A 17,749-nucleotide genomic window follows, 5' to 3' on the forward strand; every position below is an offset into this window, starting at 1 on the left:
GCTTCTGGTTTACAGGCCGCTCAGCTTTATTTTTAAAATTCTGTTTAAAGATGCTTCCAGACGTTCCTGGGTGACGGTTCCGTTTCTGACCGTGATTAAAGTCCCTTCACAGGTACTGTGGAAGTCCCCGGAGAATCGTATACAGCATGAGCCTCAGCTTACCTTAAACTGAAACTTCTGAATCTCTTTTTCTGTGCTTACTTTTTCAATCTGGGCTCCAAGGCCTTCCAGTTTGGTCTCAAAAGATTCGTAACCTCGCTGGATATAGTGGATATCGTCTATGATAGTAACGCCTTCGGCGGAAAGGCCTGCGATAACAAGGGCTGCTCCGGCTCTTAAATCCGGTGCGCTGACTCTGGCTCCGGTGTAACCTTTTACACCATTAATAATAGCAATATTGCTTTCCACCTTGATATCAGCCCCCATACGGGTCAGTTCATCCACGTATTTGAAACGGTTTTCAAAGATACTTTCGGTTACGGTGCTGGTTCCCTGGGCAATTCCCAGTACCACAGACATCTGAGGCTGCATATCTGTGGGAAATCCCGGATAGGGCAATGTGGTAACCTGAGTATGACGCAACGGTTTTGAGGCCACCACGCGGACAGCGTCGTCAAATTCTTCCACTTCACAGCCTGCTTCCAGCAATTTTGCTGTTGTGGCTTCCAGATGCTTGGGAATTACGTTCTTGACGGTAACATCCCCCTTGGTAGCTGCTGCCGCAAACATAAAGGTGCCTGCTTCTATCTGGTCCGGAATTACAGAATATTCTGTTTTATGGAGTTTTTCCACTCCCACAATACGGATAACGTCGGTTCCCGCACCGCGGATATTTGCCCCCATACTGTTCAGGAAATTGGCCACATCCACCACATGAGGCTCTTTCGCCGCATTTTCAATGGTGGTTTTTCCTTCTGCCATGGCTGCTGCCATCATAATATTAATGGTGGCGCCCACGGATACCTTGTCTAAATAAATGTGGCTTCCGATTAGATGATCTGCTTCTGCCGCAACTGCGCCGTTACGGATTTCCACATGGGCACCCAGAGCGCGGAATCCCTTAATATGCAAATCCATGGGGCGGCTTCCGATATTGCATCCTCCCGGCAGAGTAACCTCCGCCCGTTTGTATTTGCCCAGCATGGCGCCCAGCAAATAGTAGGAAGCTCTGATTTTTTTCATAGAATCATAGTCTACCGGAATATCTTTTACAAAAGAACCATTTATTTTAACGGTGTGTGCGTCTGTTCTGTCTATTTTTGCTCCAATGTCTCCCATTGCCTGAAGCAGAGCATTAATATCCCTTACATCGGGTAAATTATCTATCGTTACGGTTTCATCCGTCATGATGGCAGCTGCCAGAATTGCAAGGGCCGCGTTTTTGGCTCCGCTGATTTCCACTTCGCCGACTAACGGATTACCTCCTTTAATCACATACTGTTCCATATTGCACCTCTATGCTATATTTTTCGTACAGGAAGTTATCATAGTAACATCTTTTTGCCTTTGTCTGTTTTTGACAAAAAAATCTTTATGTACTATTATAACACACTTTGTCGATTTGTAAATCTTTCCTTTTCCGGGTTCACGTGTCAGCACCGCTTTTTCAGCCGCGGGCTGTGGGTATCAGCTTATCTTATTTTATGCTGAATTACCTGAACTGTGCATGACCTTTCTGAAAATAACTGTTTTTAGTATGGGCGTTTCCTGGAAATTCATGCGCCCTTTTCCGGCAGAAAGATTTTTATTCCGCAGAAAATTTGCCTGTGTTTGTCCAATTTAAAATTATACAGTGCTGAGGCTGTAATACAGGCTCCGGTTGTTATCTTACCACATTTCTGTCTGAATTCCTACTGTTTTTTTATATTACAGGAATTTCCTGCAATATAACAGAGTGTTGCCTGCCCATTTCTGCGTACCAAAGGACAGGAAAGCAGCGGATTTCACCTGTAAAACAAAAAACGTGGTATCATTCGAATACCACGTTTTTTTCCAGATATTTTGTCTGTATTACAATATAGGGCCAGGATTTTACATGATTGATTTTTTCGCCTTTGGAGGGGCCGATTAATGTGGTGTCAAAATAAATGGCATTTCTGGTCAGGTAACAGTCGTTGATGGAAATGCTGTAACCGCCTGTTTCCTGTACGCCATATCCCACTGCAATGTACAGATATTCTTTATCTGTGTAGGTCAGTTTGAAAATCGTTTCTTTTTTCTCTTCAATCACCGCCAGAAATTCTGCCGGAATGTCTTTTTCTTCCAGAATTTCGTAGGAAAGATCTTTCAGTTTTTCCGTGTCTGTTTCTTCCACTCCGCATCCCGGCAGGAGGGGCAGGCACAGTAACAGCAGCAGGAGGAAAAATTTGCGGATGAAAATGTTCCGATACATTTTTTTCATAAGATGTTCCCTGTTTTTTTACATTCTTCCTGAATTTTATGAAAAAATTCTGTTATTTATGATTGTATTTCCGGTTTCCACTCTGTATAATATAAAAAGTGAATCATCAATAAGGAAAAGGTAGAATACTATGATACGAATAATTTTGGTGGCTGTTTTTTTGATCACTTTCCTGATTCTTTCCATACCGGTTATGATTGGGGAAAAGATTCTGAGGAAATTCAATCCTTATGCTGCGGATATCAGCAGTCTCAGGATTGTCCAGTGGGCTTTTAAAGTGGTGCTGTTCATTGCGGGAACGGAGATTACTGTGATCGGGGAAGAACATGTGCCGAAGGACCAGCCGGTGCTCTATGTACCGAATCATCTCAGTTACTTTGACATTGTGATTACTTATTCCAGATGTCCGGGGCTTACGGGATATATTGCCAAGGATAAAATGCAGCGATATCCTCTGCTTTCCACCTGGATGAAGATGCTGTACTGTCTGTTTCTGGACCGGAAGGATATGCGGGAAGGGCTGAAAATGGTTTTGACCGGAATTGACCATATTAAACATGGAATTTCCATATGTATTTTCCCGGAAGGTACAAGAAATCCCCATCCGGAAGAAGGCATGATGCCTTTTAAAGAGGGAAGTCTGAAAATGGCTGAAAAAACGGGATGTCCTGTGATTCCTGTGGCCATTTCCAATACCCATAACATTTTTGAAAGCCATATGCCTTTTATCAGAAAATGTCATGTGATTGTGGAATACGGGGAACCTGTTCTGATAAAAGAACTGGATAAAGAGCAGCGAAAGTTTTCCGGAGCCTATACACGCTCTAAAATTGAAGAAATGCTGAAAAAACATCAGGATATGCTGTAGGAAGTTTTTATGGGCTTCCTACAGCATTAATCATTATTTAAAATGTTCCCGGATGGCTTCCACGACTTTGGGATAATCCATAAAATGGGAGGCTTTTACCAGAACGGTATCGCCTTCCTGCAGGTATTCCAGAAGCTGAGACTGCATTTCTTCCAGGGAATCAAAGTGAAATACTTCGCACCAGTCGTTGGTGTCGCAGGCGCCTCTGGCAGTTTCTCTGGAAAGAGGACCTGAGCAGAAGATGGTGTCAATCTGTTTTTCTGCGGCGTAAGCGCCGATTTCGTAATGAAGCTGTTTTTCATTTTCCCCCAGTTCTCCCATATCGCCCAGTACAGCTACGGTTCTGGCAAGCCCGTTGCTGAGTACGTCCAGAGAAGCCCGCATGGATACGGGATTTGCGTTATAACAGTCATCTATGAGAATCAGGCCCCCTGTTTCAATGAGATTTGAGCGGCCGCCGATTGTTTCCACGGATTCAATTCCTGCCCTGATTTTTTCCAGGGGCATGTGCAGAGCCAGTCCTGCGGCTGTGGCTGCCAGGGCGTTGAAAATGTTGTGTTGTCCTGGAATGGGAATGTGCACGTTTATGCTGCCAAAGGGAGTGTGAATTACCGTTTCCACTCCCTTTAAGCCCAGGTTTTTGATGTTGTCTGCATAAATATCCTGCTGTATGGTCTGATTTTCTCCAAAGCTATAGAAAACAGGGCGGATGCCTTTGATTTCTTTCAGGGTGGCCAGTTTGTCATCCTCTCCGTTTAATACGATTTTTCCTTCCGGTTCCAGAAAATCGAATATTTCACTTTTGGCTTTCAGAATGCCGTCTCTGGTTTTGAGGTTTTCCAGGTGGCAGATGCCGATATTGGTGATGACGCAGATATCCGGACGGGCCATTTCCGCCAGCCGGTGCATTTCTCCGAAATCGGAAATGCCCATTTCCACAACAGCAGCTTCATGGTTTTCCTGAATACGCAGCAGAGTGAGAGGGAGACCGATTTCATTGTTGTAATTTCCGGCTGTTTTCAGCACTCTGTATTTTTCAGAAAGCACAGAGGCAATCATTTCTTTGGTGCTGGTTTTTCCAACGCTTCCGGTGATACCGATAATGGGAATGGTAAGGTGGCTGCGGTGAAATTTTGCAATATCTTTCAGCGCCTGTTCTCCGGACTTTATTAATATGTAGGGTTTCTGACAATTTTCGAGTCTTTTTTCAGAGAGGACTGCGGCGGCGCCTTTTTTCAGTACATCCGGGATAAAGTCATGGCCGTCTGCCCGCGCTCCTTTGATGGGGATAAAGAGGAATCCTTCTTCCACCAGCCGGCTGTCTGTGACCGCGCCCCGGATTACGGTATTTTTTTCTGATTCTTCACCAACATATATGCCGTTGCATGCTTCTGCAATGTGCTCCAAAGTCAAATGTTTCATAACTTCCTCCGTTTATTCATATTTTTTCATGGAAATCTGAATAATCCGTTCGCAGAGGGATTCAAAATCCATGCCGACTGCCAGGGCTTCCTGAGGAAGCAGGCTTACAGATGTCATGCCGGGAAGGGTATTTGCTTCCAGACAGTAAATATTTTCCTGCTCATCCAGCAGGAAATCCATACGGGCGTAAGTTTCCAGATTCAGAACTCTGGCCACCTGTTCTGCGTAACCCTGCATGGCTTTTGTAATATGGGAGGGCAGCTCTGCGGGGCAGGTTTCTACTGCGCTGCCGGCTGCGTATTTGTTTTTATAATCGTAAAATCCCTCCAGCGGAGCGATTTCAATTACCGGTAATGCCTGAAAATCTATGACTCCTACGGAGAATTCCCGTCCTTTTATATAATCTTCGATAATGATTTTTTCTTCCCAGCGGAATGCATCATCCAGTGCTTTTTGATAATCTTCTTCCGTGCGTACAATGGATACCCCGATACTGGATCCCCCGCAGCAGGGTTTCACCACACAGGGCAGTTTCAGCCCGGTCTTACTGAAATCTGACAGGCAGTTGTCTTTGCTCATGGAAATACCTGCAGGCGTGGGGATGTGATTCGTGAGGAACATGCGCTTGGACAGTTCCTTATCCATGGCCAGAGCACTGCTTAAGTATCCGGTTCCGGTATATTTGATTCCATATAAATCAAAGGCTGCCTGAATTCTGCCGTCTTCTCCGTTTTCCCCGTGGAGAGCCATAAATACCATGTCCGCCATGCGGCACAGTTCAATTACATTCGGGCCGAAGAAACAGCTGCTCTGATCTTTTCTGCTTTTCTTTACCGCCTCCAGGTCCGGTGTCTCTGCGGATATGCCCGTTACGGATGCACTGGCTTCTTCGCAGCGGTCAAAGATTCCCGTTAAATCTTCCGGTTCGTCTCCATACCCCATAAAGACGTCCAGTAAAATAACGTTATGGTTCTTCCGCCTCAGGGCATCCGAAACATTTTTTCCCGTCACAAAGGATACGTCCCGCTCAGTGCTCAGTCCTCCTGCCAATACTACAATATTCATTTGAAACCTCCCTGAATTCAATATTCTGTGGCTATCTTATACTATTTTATTCCCTGTGGCAAGGACTTCTGACCATTTCGGCACTTTTTTCGAATATTACGCACTTTTTGACATCTGAGTCTGTCTGAAAGCAAAAGAGGCAGATCCGGAGGAATTTCCTGCAGAAAAAAAGAACAGGGGAAAAGCATCTGTGGCGTACTGTTTTCCGACTGTTCTTTTAAATTCCGTGTATGTGATTCCTTAAAATTCCGGCTCAATCAGGCCGTAGGTATTTCCCTTACGCTTGTACACTACGTTTACCTCTTCTGTCTCCGCATTCTGGAATACAAAGAAGTTGTGTCCCAGAAGTTCCATCTGGACGCAGGCGTCTTCGGGATACATGGGCTTCATGCCGAAACGTTTGGTGCGGATAATCTTTACCTCCTCGTCGTCATCGGTTTCTTTTTCAATAAATTCCTGCTGGAAGTTTCCGGCTGCCTGCTGCTGGTCGATAATCTTGTTCTTGTATTTCTTCAGCTGTCTCTCAATTACTTCTTCTACCAGATCTATGGAAACATACATATCATTGCTCACCTGTTCGGAGCGGATGATATTTCCTTTTACCGGGATGGTAACTTCGATTTTCTGACGCTCTTTTTCCACACTCAGAGTTACGATGATATCTGTCTCCGGTGTAAAATACCGCTCCAGTTTTGCCAGTTTTTCCTCTATCGCTTTCCGCAGTCCGTCTGTTATGTCGATATTTTTTCCGCTGATTGTAATACGCATGGTGTCCAACCCCTTTTCCGTTTATTTTTAGGTGGTATAATTATACCATACCTGAAATATGAATACAACAAATCTATGGGAATTCCTGACATTTTCCGTCGGATAGTATGAAAATTTATTTTGTGTGTATAGTCGGAAATTTCAGAAGATGTTATACTTAATCTGGAACAGATACCTTTTCCGGCAGTCGGAAATACAGAACCAGTTACTGAAGAAAGGAATTTGATATGAAATCGAAAACTGTTTTTATTACCGGCGCCTCACACGGCATCGGCCGGGCCATCGCGGAAGAATTTGCCCGCAGAGGGTATTCTCTTGCCATAAACTGTAAATCTTCCGGTGAGGAACTGCATTTATTTGCAGAGCGCCTTTCGGATGCTTTCCAGGTGCCCTGTCTGCCGCTGGTGGGGGATGTGAGTGATGAGGAATTTGTGGAACAGGCTTTTGGAGAGATTCAGCAAAAGTTCGGTATGGCGGATATTTTAATTAATAATGCGGGTATTTCCCATGTGGGACTTCTTACGGATATGAGTCTGGAGGAATGGAACCGGGTTCTCCAGGTCAATCTTACTTCCATGTTTTGCTGCTGCAAACATGCCATTCCCCCCATGGTACATGAAAAATCAGGCAGGATTCTGAATATTTCTTCTGTATGGGGCAATGTGGGAGCTTCCTGTGAAGTGGCCTATTCTGCTTCCAAGGGCGGCGTCAATGGTTTTACCAGGGCGCTGGCAAAAGAACTGGGGCCCAGCGGCATTACAGTGAATGCCATTGCATGCGGCGTGATAGACACCAGGATGAATCGGTGCTTTTCAGAGGATGAGAGACGGCAGATTTCAGAGGAGATTCCTGTGGGACGGTTCGGGCTTCCGCAGGAAGCTGCCAGTCTGGCGCTGTCTCTGGTCAATGCCCCCGACTATCTGACGGGACAGGTGATTACGCTGGATGGCGGCTGGCAGTAGCAGTGGATTCACGTTTGTGAATACAATTCGCGATTTGAATAATTCCGTAATTTTCCAAATATTTTTTCGTAAAATATTTCTATCGTATTATGATTTTATGTGATAGAGTTATTTTACAAAAGAGGAATGAGTATAATTATGAAATTATCCAGCAGACTGGAAAATTTGTTAGAGGAGCACAATCTTACTCAGAAAAAATTATCTACGGAACTTCATATCGCACCGTCTACCCTGAATGGATACCTGAGAAGAAACAGAGAGCCGGATTTTGCAACTCTGATTAAACTGGCCAAATATTTTCAGGTGTCCACCGATTACCTTCTGGGTGTTACAGACATTCGCCGGCCATATAATCCTGAAAAATTTTATGATGATAATGAGGAAGATTTACTGTATACATACCGGGCCCTTGGACCACAGGAACAGATTTATCTGATTAAACAGGCGCATATATACTGTAATCATGATTTGAGCTTCCCTCAGAAGAAATAAAAAATACTCAAACTGCATGGATGAAATTTCAATCTGCGTATTTCTTTTTTTACTGAGGCATATTCTATTAAGATAAAGGTATTTCAATTATCTGAAATGGAGGTGCCCTTATGGATTTCTATATCCGCCTGGAAAATCTGCTTGAAGAAAGAAATCTGACACAGAAGCAGCTGTCTCTGGATCTTCATATCGCATCGTCCACTGTAAATGGATATGTCAATAATAATCGGGAACCTGATTTTGCAACACTGGTTCGTTTTGCGCAGTATTTTAATGTATCCACAGATTATCTTCTGGGTCTCAGCAGTGAAAAGAAGCCTTCTCCTTCTTCCTTAAGTCCTGCAGAAGGAGCTTTGATACATCTGTACCGTTCTCTGCCGCAGGAGCGGCAGGAGTTAATTGTAGAGCAGGCAAAGTTTTATCAGAATCTTGAACTGAAACGACAGAAAACCTCCAAAACACGTTCCGGCGCTCATTCCTGAGAAACAGGAAGAGCTGCCATGAACCTGCAGGGACACATCTGTCCTTAAAACAAAAATCAGCCTTCATAACGAAAAGGCTGATTTTTGTTTTAAGGCATTTCCAACAGCTTTTTTACAGCATTTTGCATTTCCGGACAGTCTCGATACCGCAGAATCAGTGTGCGTTCTTCTTCGGAAAGGAACATATTATCCATAGAATCATTATAGCCAAAAGTACCCAGAATGTTATCAATATTATATATTTTACAGAGGATCAGCAGCGTATCCGCATCTGGCTGCGTCTGGCCGCTTTCCCATCCATAAATCGTTTTCGGGGCAACAGGCAGATTATGATCTTCCAGCCTTATTACCAGGTCATTAACGGAAAAATTGTTTAGTTTGCGATATGCCTTTAAAACTTTGGAAATATTCGGATTTTTCATGCGCTCACCTCTTTTCTAATCATAGACTACCCAAAAATCCGCGTCAATAAATTAGAAAAAATTCTCTTAATCCAAGTAAATGAATGATTGAAATTCTTTTTAAAAGAGAATATAATAGATAAAAAAAGGGAGGGGCAGTATGGGGGAACAGGCGAAGAGATGGTTGGCAGAGCAGATGAGGGAAAAACACATTTCAGAAGAGATTGTTGCAAATGTGCTGGGAATTCCGGCAGAGAAATTTTATGTGGGAACGGGTGAAATTCTGGAGGCAGATGAATTCCTGCGGATATGTGCCTATCTCCATATTCGTCCGGAGAATATACCTCTGGATGACTAAATATATTTAAAAGCTGTATATGAATTAAGCTGCGGCTTTCTGTTTTTTTGATTGGATTCTTTTCTATTCCGGGTATCCGGTTCTTTTTTGAGTAATTTCTGTTTTTATCCAGATATGTTTTTATTTTTGAAGAATTTGCCATGGAACGTGTGGCAGATTATTTTGTGGCGGGCGAAAGGGCGAATGTAAAAGAAACAAAAAACAGAACCGGAAAAACAGGAAAAAGATTGAATGAAAATTGGTAAATTGATATAATAACGTCAGGGCCGGAACATAATCCGGCACCATAATTCAGACATGCAGCAGAAAAATGCTGCATAACGGGAGAAATAAATTCCAGGACTGTCTCATGAGCATTTCGCTTATAATATTGCTGATAAAAAATAACAGAATGAGAGGATGATACATTATGAGCAAAAGAACAGGCATGTTTTTTGTAACTGCTGTACTGGCTGCTCTGTTGTTCGGATGTGCCGGAGCAAAAGAAGACAGGGTTGCCGATTCTGATACTGGACTGCAGAACAGGGATGAAAACATGGATGAGGCAAAAACATTGCAAAGCAACGAGGATGTGGAACTGGTGGTTTGGGGCGCCGAAGAAGACCAGGTGCTTCTGCAGCAAATTACGGAAAGTTTTCAGGAAGAATACAAAGGACAGGCAAATTTCAATATTACATTTGCCGCCCAAAGCGAAGCCGGCTGCAAAGACGCTTTACTGGCAGATCTGGAAGCCGGGGCGGATGTCTTCGCCTTTGCCGATGATCAGCTGAATGCCCTGGTAGCGGCAGGGGCTCTGGAACCGGTAGAAAATGCGGACCGGATTAACTCAGAAAATCTGTCCGGAGCCATAGAAGCCGCTTCTGTGGAAGACGTGCTGTATGCTTATCCTTTAACGGCGGATAACGGCTATTTCCTTTATTATAATAAGCAATATTTGAAGGAAGAAGATGTAAAAACCTTTGACCGTATACTGCAGATTGCGGAAGAAAATCAAAAAAGAATTACCATGGACTGGTCTTCTGCCTGGTATGTATACGCTTTCTTTGGCAACACCGGTCTGGAAGTGGGATTAAACGATGACGGAATTACGAATTACTGTACCTGGAACGGGACAGACGGAGACATTAAGGGAGAAGATGTTGCCAGCGCCATGCTTTCCATTGCCGACAGCCCTGCTTTTCTGAGTACGGAAGAGTCTGGTTTTCTTGCAGGGATTTTGGATGGCTCTGTCATTGCCGGAGTCAGCGGCATATGGAATGAGGTTGCCATGAAAGATGCCCTGGGGCCAGATTACGGCGCCGCCAGACTTCCTTCCTATACCTGCGCAGGACGGCAAATACAAATGGCTTCTTTTTCCGGCTATAAATTAATTGGCGTTAATGCCTATTCCAGGCAGTATGCATGGGCATCCAGACTGGCAGAATGGATTTCTAATGAAGAAAACCAGCAGCTTCGCTTTGAAATGCGTGGGCAGGGCCCCGCAAACACAAAGGCTGCGGCTTCTGCCAGTGTGCAGAATTCTCCCGCTATTACGGCTTTGCTGGAACAGTCGGAATTTTCCTGTCTGCAGCGTATCGGCAGCAACTTCTGGGATCCGGTATCAGTATTTGCCACGAACATGGCTGCCGGAAATCCGGAAGGAAAAGAATTGCAGGAACAGCTTGATATAATGGTGGAGGGGATCACCGCACCATAAAGAATATATCTGTTTTGTCTGGAGGATACAGGGATTATGAAGAAAAAATGGAACATTAAATATCGCTTAATATTACCCATTGCTCTGCTTGGGATTGTAGTGCTGATATCAAATCTCCTTGCAGTTTCCAATATTAAAAAGGTCAATGATAATGCCGCCAATATTGCGGATAATTATATGGAAGGAAAAAACCAGCTGGCGAAACTCCGCCAGTCTGTGATGAACATACATAAAATGGCGTTATCTCATATTGTGGCCACAGATTACAGCACGATGATTACCCTGGTAAATGATATAAAAGAAGAAGAAAAAAATCTGGACGATTTGCTGACGAAATACGAAAGCTATATCACTGAGGACGACAGAGAGACTTATAATGCTCTGCTTTCTGATTATGATTCGTTAAAGCACGCTCTTGTTTTTCTTGTATGTGCCAGCGCATCCGGCAAAACACAGGATGCTTATGCCTGCGCCAACGGTGATGTGGCATCTTTCAGCGCGGCGGTGGAAAACAATATCGCTGTTCTGGACAGTTCTATCAGCAGCCGTACAACTCAGGCAAGAAAGCAGCTTTCTTCTGTTTATCTCAGTTCCATGATTACGAACAGCGCCTCCACTCTTGCCTGTGTTATACTTGTATTTTTTACAATTTCCCTTATCCTGAGATCTGTGGTCAGGCCCATTAAAAATATTCTGGAAACACTTCGAGGCTGCTCCGGGCGTATCAGCGGCGTGGTGGACGAGGTTTTGTCGCGGACACATACTTCCAGTGAAAGCGCGGTAGATTTATCTGCCCTTGCTGAGGAGCTGTCAGCAACCATTCAGGAAGTGGCTAACAATACTTCTCACATCAATCAAAATGCCAGAAATGTGCAGCAGGATGCGGAAAGCATGGCGGAGGAGTGCGAAAAAATCACCGCCTACTGCAATGAAATGAACGTACGGGCTGAAGATATGGGACAATCTGCACAGGAAAGCCTGAATAATACAAGTGCCAAAATGAAGGAAATTTTAGATGTTCTGAACAGAGCTATTGAAGGGAGCCGCAGCGTGGATCAGGTAAACAGCCTTACCCATGCTATCCTGGAAATTTCCGCTCAGACGAACCTGATTGCTCTGAATGCCTCCGTGGAAGCGGCAAGAGCCGGAAAAGCGGGAAAGGGCTTTGCTGTAGTAGCAGAAGAAATCCGTCAGCTTGCATCCTCCAGCAGTGAGACTGCAAACCGAATCCAAAAAGTGAATGCTACTGTGACCAATGCGGTATACAACCTCTCCGAAAATTCCCAGAGTCTTGTGAATTACATCGAGGAATCTGTTTTAAAAGAATTTCTTTCTTTTGTTGCCTGCGGGCAGCAGTACCAGGAGGACGCCGCATATATCCGCCAGACTATGGCTGCATTTAACACCAATACCGACCATTTGAAGTCTTCCATGGCAGAAATCGTAGTATCTATTGATACCATTACAAAAGCCATTGACGATGGGGTTTCCGGTATTTCCGGTGTTGCAGGCAGCGCTCAGCATCTGGTAACAGATATGACGGAAATCACAAACCGCATGGACATAAATCATAAAGTTGCGGTGGAACTGGAAGAAGAAACGATAACTTTTGCCAATTTGTGATAAAGGAAGGCAGTGAATTTTCCTGCATGAAGGGAAAACACAGGAAACTCGGATTTCATAAAAGTACAGAACAAAAGTTTGATCTTGTCTGTACTTTTTTGATTTATATACTATAATGATAAACCAGATAAGGGGATAATACTATCGGTACCGGCTGGCGTTATTCCGTGCTGTTTTCGGGTAAAAACAGATATGACAGGGGGCGGAAGATGATTTGATGACAAACAATTTGTGAAAAAACTGTTGAATCAATACCGAGCGCTTAAATTAGTATATTCTCGTTGGAATAATGATACTGGAAAATTATATTGGGGCTTAACAAATAAGGGATGTAAGGTGAGAGATGATTTTATTTTGATTAGAAATATAGAAAACTGAAAATGCAGGAAAGTGTATTAAAATGAATTGGCTACACATGTGTAGCCAATTTGACGGAGAGAGTATGAGAAACAGAGATGAAATGATAAAACAGGAAAAATATAAATTAATAGCAGGTTTGGAGCAGCAATGATATGATGATGTACGTCTTATATTGAAACGCGCGAGGGAGCAGGCTTACGATAGGGCTAATGGAATCATGATACAGGTATATTGGAATGTGGGACGGAGAATTGTTGGCAGGAACAATATGGTGAAAGAAAGCGAAATATGGTTCTTATCTGATAAAAAATCTATCGAAATAATTATCAGACGAATTTGGGACAGGATTTTCAGTGGCAAATTTAAAAAATTGCAGCCAATTTTATCTGGCATTTTCGGAGGAGTCATATGGATTTGCAAAAGCTGGAAAAATTCCATGGTCTCATCTAAGAAGTATAATGCGTATTTCTGATGAAGAAGAAAGGAACTTTTACTTAAATGAAGTTTTGACTGAGAACTGGTCGGTAAGAGTTTTGGAGCGTAATATCAAGAGTGGATATTACAAAAGAATGTTCTCTGCACAATTGCCTGATAAAGAGAATAAAGTACTGGAATTTGTGAAAGATCCATTTGTATTTGAATTTATGAGTGTTACTTCAAATTACCAACCAATTAGAAAGCGATTTAGAAACAGCTATTATAAATTATCTTCAAAAATTTCTACTGGAAATGTGAAAAGGGTCTCGTTTGTGGGAAGGCAGATGAGGATGTGTACAGAAACTACAGATTTCTATATAGATTTGGTTTTTTATGATATTTGGTGTTGTTTTGTACCGGAAAGTAAGGATTTTGTGGACAAAATGGGTGATTGCGGACCAGGCAGTATTAGGCGGATAAAATTTGTGACTTTTTGCAGTGAAAATTCATAATGAGATATGTTTATAAAATGGCAGAAGGAGAAAGATGTGCCGTGCCAGTTGCTTACTCTTGGAAAATGAAAAAGATCTTAATTAATAAAATCGGAATAGAAAAAGATATAGTTGAAAAATTATACAATTGCTGTACGTTAGATTATTCTGCCATAATACCTAAAATGCCTAAGCTGAGAATAGAAGTCACAGCATCAGATATGGATAATACTATAACAAAAATTATAATGGCGATGGCTGAGACATATAAGCTATATGTAGATTGGACTGGATAATATTATATGGACATTTAGTGAAGAGAAATTTTGAGAGAGTAAAGTGATGAAAAAGAAATATCCATTTTGTGTTCTTTGGCAGCAGAGTATTTGACGTTTATTACAGCTACTGGTAAAAGTGATGTAAATGCAATATATTTTGACGAAAATGTCTGGCTTTCCCAGAAAACAATGGAGTTACTTTATAATGTGGAAACAAATACCATAAATTACCATTTGAAAGAGGTATTTGCAGATGGTGAATTGGATGAGGCATCAGTTATTCGAAAATTTCGAATAACTGCATCAGATGGCAAAGTCTATAATGCAAATCACTACAGTTTAAAAGCTATAATTGCGGTAGGAAATAAAGTTGATTCAGAACGGGCAGTGCAATTTCGTAAGTGGGCAAATGGGATTATAGAGGAATTTACCATTAAAGGATTTGCAATGGATGATGAACGACTTAAAAATTTTGGGACAATTTTAACAAAGGATTATTTTGAAGAGCAATTACAGAGAATCCGTGAAATTCGGTTATCGGAACGGAGATTTTACCAGAAGGTTACGGGTATATATGCCACAAGTATAGATTATGATCCGAAAGCACAGACAACCAGACGTTTTTTTGCAAAAGTCCAAAACCAACTTCACTGGGCGATTCATGGGGAAACTGCGTCAGAAGTAATTTACCATAGAGCAGACAGTGTGAAGGAGCATATGGGGCTTCAAGCATGGGAAGATTCACCGAATGGGAAAATTCAGAGATTTGATGTGGTTGTAGCGAAAAACTATCTGGCAGAGGATGAATTATCTGCAATGGTGAGGATTGTTAATGCTTATTTAGATCTTGTGGAATTATTTCAGCAAAAATAGCAGAGCAGCATGCGTTGAGTGAATTTGAAAAGTACCGTGTGAGGCAGGATCAATTGTACCAGAGTGATTTTAACCGTATGTTGTTAGAAATGGAGGAGGAAAGCAATGAAAAATGAAATTGCAGAGATTGTATATTATTGTTCTCTTGAAGGGGTTCTAAGTATTATTCAAAATAAGTGAAGAACCAGGTGATTCAATGCTAACATATGTGGCATGTTTTTCCGAAGGAAAGGATTGTCTTTACCAATGGAGATGATGTGAAAGGGATTGGACTGGCAGGGATAGAATGGAATACGAATTGTATAGAGGAATTTGTTATATATAAAAATTCATGATTGTCTGATTGGAAAGGCGTAAAGTTGAGGAGATGTTTACTATGAGTACATATTTTGAAGATAGATTTAGAGGATATAGTTGCAATTTTAATCTTTTAGAAAAACTGGTAAATAATAAATGTGAAGCAAGTGATTATTATGCATGGGTTAGGGATACATACAAGCAATATTATGCAACAGCAAATGAAGAACAGAAAGGTAGATTTATTATTAGATATTATAAATCGAAAAAATTAATGTATTCATCTGCACAGATGTTAGTGGAAGCAAAAGTTGCTAAAAGGAATGAGTGCGTTGTTGCATACTATTACTTAATATATTATGCATTATTTCAGGCTATGCAAGCTAATTTGATTATATGTACTGCATATGATGATGAAAAAGTTTTACAGTTATCACATGAAAATGTAAAAAAATTTTTTGATGAACAATTTTGCAAAACAAAAAAATGTCCTTTAGATGGGGATATTGTTGTTCAGTTGGAAAAACTTCGTGAATATCGAGAATACTATTCTTATGCAATGCCATTTAATCTTTCTAAAGATGCGGTGATTGATGAAGATGTGTTAGAGGAATATATTAAGATTTGTTACCAGTTTTTGAATTTACGCCTGTTTATATTTTCGGAAGAAGTGAGTAAATCTGTTAAACTTGATATTTCATGCAAGGATAGTGTTAGAGAATATATGTATAAATCATGTAATAGAATAGGTGATACAAATGTTTTTCAAGATGATGCGGATCAAAATTTTTGGTATGAGCTAGAGAGGTATGGTGGAGCGGACATTTTACCAATTACGATGGCTTATGATCATGATTTTGATGAGTATGGAACTTATGATTATGAGGTATATGAAAAAATAAATATGCCACGCACTCAATATATTGTAAGAGAAGCACTCTCATTAATATATTCTATACTATGATAATCTTATTTGGTGCATGAATTATACTGGTCGGGTGATAGGGGATAATTTTAACAATGGGTTTTTGAAAGAAGTTTTGTTACAGGTTACGGAAAAATTTCTTTATCGGGGACCCCAAATGTATACAAATGGTGATTATCATTGTAGAGTAGATGGTGAATTTGTTTGGTTTCAAGGATATGAGGATATTTTTTATTTGGATGAGAAAATTTATGAATGTTATTTTCATGGAGGCGTGATTCAGTAGATGGATATTATAGAACAAAAAATAAATACGAAGGATTATTTATCGAAATCAAATTTGCCAGCAAGTGATTATGTGATAAATCCCTATGTCGGCTGTACTTATGATTGGAAATACTGCTATGTAAGATTTATGAAAAGATTTACAGGACATAAGGAAGGATGGGGGGAATTTATAGACATAAAACACTGTGAAAAACCTATTAATTTAAAGAAGATAAAAGGAAAATCTGTTTTTATGTCGTCTGTGACAGACTGTTATAATTCTTATGAAGAGAAATATGGCATCGCAAGAAAGATATTAGAACAGCTTGTTAATGCAGACTGCCAACTTACGATTTCAACAAAATCAACGCTTATTTTACGAGATATAGAATTGTTGAAAAGGATATCCAATTTGCAAGGGTGGTGAAAATGGTGACGAATACGTTCATACAATATGCCGTGAATAAGAAAACATTTCCATAAATCCAATGTTTGATGTGGCACTGTCAAAGCAGGTAGAGTAGAAAGCCTATCACATCCGGAACATTGATACACAAAGACTTTCAATACGGAGCAAGAAACAGAAGAAGGCACAGATTTTTCAGAAGATGATTATATGGATTGTCTGGAGGCAGTTTTGGCATAATAAATAAAAGAAACCAAAAAGTACAGAACAAATGTTCAATTTTGTCTGTACTTTTTTTATATATGGTGATATACTATAAAGACAAAATTTTTATAAAATTTGTGACCTTTATTGCATACCGTGATAATCTTGTGTTATTTAGTGTTGCGGAATTGTAAAAAATGAATTTGTGACTTTCATTCGTGTAATTGCAAAAGTTCGCGTATAAACCAACCGAAAAACAATAATTTATACGAATTTTATGGCTCATAGTAGTTGAAGTAATTCTGTGAAAGAGAGGTTTTTATATGTCAAAATTTAAACTTCAAGCCCCCTACAAGCCCACAGGCGACCAGCCGCAGGCCATCGCCGAGCTGGTCAAAGGCTTCAGGGAGGGCAATCAATTCCAGACTTTACTAGGGGTTACGGGTTCCGGCAAGACATTTACAATGGCAAATGTGATACAAGCCTTGCAGAAACCGACACTCGTAATTGCCCATAATAAGACATTAGCTGCTCAGTTATACGGCGAATTCAAGGAGATATTCCCGGAGAATGCGGTAGAATATTTTGTGTCCTATTAAGAGCGAGGTGCTTCACGAGTGATATTTAGGGGTATTTGGTGCTATTTATCCCATATTTTGTGGACTATATGGACTGAATGGACGGGATAAAGCT

The 17,749-nt window shown here is 41.3% G+C and carries 18 protein-coding genes and 2 pseudogenes; 14 read left to right on the forward strand and 6 right to left on the reverse strand.

Going from position 1 to position 17,749, the window contains the following annotated elements; translation table 11 throughout:
• Positions 1-153 precede the first annotated feature (153 nt).
• Positions 154-1,446 (reverse strand): UDP-N-acetylglucosamine 1-carboxyvinyltransferase, encoded by a 1,293-nt coding sequence (locus C805_RS08900; RefSeq protein WP_016213485.1) that lies wholly within the window; start codon positions 1,444-1,446, stop codon positions 154-156.
• Between the two features lie 523 nt (positions 1,447-1,969).
• Positions 1,970-2,401 (reverse strand): protease complex subunit PrcB family protein, encoded by a 432-nt coding sequence (locus tag C805_RS08905; RefSeq protein ID WP_016213486.1) that lies wholly within the window; start codon positions 2,399-2,401, stop codon positions 1,970-1,972.
• A 130-nt stretch (positions 2,402-2,531) separates the two neighbouring features.
• Between C805_RS08905 and C805_RS08910 the strand changes: the two genes are divergently transcribed.
• Positions 2,532-3,269: a lysophospholipid acyltransferase family protein gene (locus C805_RS08910; protein WP_016213487.1), complete on the forward strand. Its 738-nt coding sequence runs from the start codon at positions 2,532-2,534 to the stop codon at positions 3,267-3,269.
• Between the two features lie 33 nt (positions 3,270-3,302).
• Here C805_RS08910 and murF read toward each other — a convergent pair whose 3' ends face one another.
• The 3 genes from murF to hpf form a co-directional block, all read right to left on the reverse strand.
• Positions 3,303-4,691, reverse strand: a complete 1,389-nt coding sequence (murF, locus tag C805_RS08915; RefSeq protein ID WP_016213488.1) for a UDP-N-acetylmuramoyl-tripeptide--D-alanyl-D-alanine ligase — start codon at positions 4,689-4,691, stop codon at positions 3,303-3,305.
• 12 nt (positions 4,692-4,703) lie between these two features.
• Positions 4,704-5,756, reverse strand: a complete 1,053-nt coding sequence (locus C805_RS08920; RefSeq protein WP_016213489.1) for a D-alanine--D-alanine ligase family protein — start codon at positions 5,754-5,756, stop codon at positions 4,704-4,706.
• A 240-nt stretch (positions 5,757-5,996) separates the two neighbouring features.
• Complete coding sequence (gene hpf, locus C805_RS08925) at positions 5,997-6,524, reverse strand: ribosome hibernation-promoting factor, HPF/YfiA family (protein WP_016213490.1); 528 nt, start codon at positions 6,522-6,524, stop codon at positions 5,997-5,999.
• Positions 6,525-6,751: 227 nt separating this feature from the next.
• Between hpf and ymfI the strand changes: the two genes are divergently transcribed.
• The 3 genes from ymfI to C805_RS25025 all read left to right on the forward strand — a co-directional run bounded on the left by ymfI (position 6,752) and on the right by C805_RS25025 (position 8,460).
• Entirely contained in the window at positions 6,752-7,486 is a 735-nt protein-coding gene (ymfI, locus tag C805_RS08930; protein WP_016213491.1) for an elongation factor P 5-aminopentanone reductase, read from the forward strand.
• Positions 7,487-7,624: 138 nt separating this feature from the next.
• Positions 7,625-7,978, forward strand: a complete 354-nt coding sequence (locus C805_RS25020) for a helix-turn-helix domain-containing protein (protein WP_016213492.1) — start codon at positions 7,625-7,627, stop codon at positions 7,976-7,978.
• Between the two features lie 110 nt (positions 7,979-8,088).
• Positions 8,089-8,460, forward strand: coding sequence for a helix-turn-helix domain-containing protein (locus C805_RS25025; RefSeq protein WP_016213493.1), 372 nt, complete (start codon positions 8,089-8,091; stop codon positions 8,458-8,460).
• Positions 8,461-8,549: 89 nt separating this feature from the next.
• On the opposite strand, the gene C805_RS08940 is transcribed toward C805_RS25025, so the two are convergent.
• Positions 8,550-8,882 (reverse strand): helix-turn-helix domain-containing protein, encoded by a 333-nt coding sequence (locus C805_RS08940; protein WP_016213494.1) that lies wholly within the window; start codon positions 8,880-8,882, stop codon positions 8,550-8,552.
• Between the two features lie 139 nt (positions 8,883-9,021).
• Here C805_RS08940 and C805_RS08945 point away from each other — a divergent pair, with 139 nt between their 5' ends.
• From C805_RS08945 to C805_RS08985, 10 genes and pseudogenes are all read left to right on the forward strand, one after another.
• Positions 9,022-9,219: a hypothetical protein gene (locus tag C805_RS08945; protein WP_016213495.1), complete on the forward strand. Its 198-nt coding sequence runs from the start codon at positions 9,022-9,024 to the stop codon at positions 9,217-9,219.
• Between the two features lie 409 nt (positions 9,220-9,628).
• Entirely contained in the window at positions 9,629-10,915 is a 1,287-nt protein-coding gene (locus C805_RS08950; RefSeq protein WP_016213496.1) for an extracellular solute-binding protein, read from the forward strand.
• Positions 10,916-10,951: 36 nt separating this feature from the next.
• Positions 10,952-12,538, forward strand: coding sequence for a HAMP domain-containing methyl-accepting chemotaxis protein (locus C805_RS08955; protein ID WP_016213497.1), 1,587 nt, complete (start codon positions 10,952-10,954; stop codon positions 12,536-12,538).
• A gap of 713 nt (positions 12,539-13,251) precedes the next feature.
• Positions 13,252-13,827 carry a PDDEXK nuclease domain-containing protein gene (locus C805_RS25035; protein ID WP_016213498.1) on the forward strand — a complete coding sequence of 192 codons (576 nt, stop codon included), beginning with the start codon at positions 13,252-13,254 and terminating at the stop codon, positions 13,825-13,827.
• 17 nt (positions 13,828-13,844) lie between these two features.
• Positions 13,845-14,102, forward strand: coding sequence for a hypothetical protein (locus tag C805_RS0104290; protein ID WP_155957606.1), 258 nt, complete (start codon positions 13,845-13,847; stop codon positions 14,100-14,102).
• 57 nt (positions 14,103-14,159) lie between these two features.
• Positions 14,160-15,073 (forward strand): annotated as a pseudogene (gene rhuM / locus C805_RS08965) (RhuM family protein).
• A 260-nt stretch (positions 15,074-15,333) separates the two neighbouring features.
• Positions 15,334-16,218, forward strand: coding sequence for a hypothetical protein (locus C805_RS08970; protein ID WP_016213501.1), 885 nt, complete (start codon positions 15,334-15,336; stop codon positions 16,216-16,218).
• A 16-nt stretch (positions 16,219-16,234) separates the two neighbouring features.
• Positions 16,235-16,465: a DUF5680 domain-containing protein gene (locus C805_RS26935; RefSeq protein ID WP_016213502.1), complete on the forward strand. Its 231-nt coding sequence runs from the start codon at positions 16,235-16,237 to the stop codon at positions 16,463-16,465.
• Positions 16,466-16,873 carry a radical SAM family protein gene (locus tag C805_RS08980; protein ID WP_016213503.1) on the forward strand — a complete coding sequence of 136 codons (408 nt, stop codon included), beginning with the start codon at positions 16,466-16,468 and terminating at the stop codon, positions 16,871-16,873.
• A 506-nt stretch (positions 16,874-17,379) separates the two neighbouring features.
• Positions 17,380-17,652: pseudogene (locus tag C805_RS08985) on the forward strand (DEAD/DEAH box helicase family protein); the annotation flags it as partial.
• Positions 17,653-17,749 lie beyond the last annotated feature (97 nt).

Origin of the sequence: Eubacterium sp. 14-2 (assembly GCF_000403845.2) — a bacterium.
In the GTDB taxonomy this organism is placed as follows: domain Bacteria; phylum Bacillota; class Clostridia; order Lachnospirales; family Lachnospiraceae; genus Petralouisia.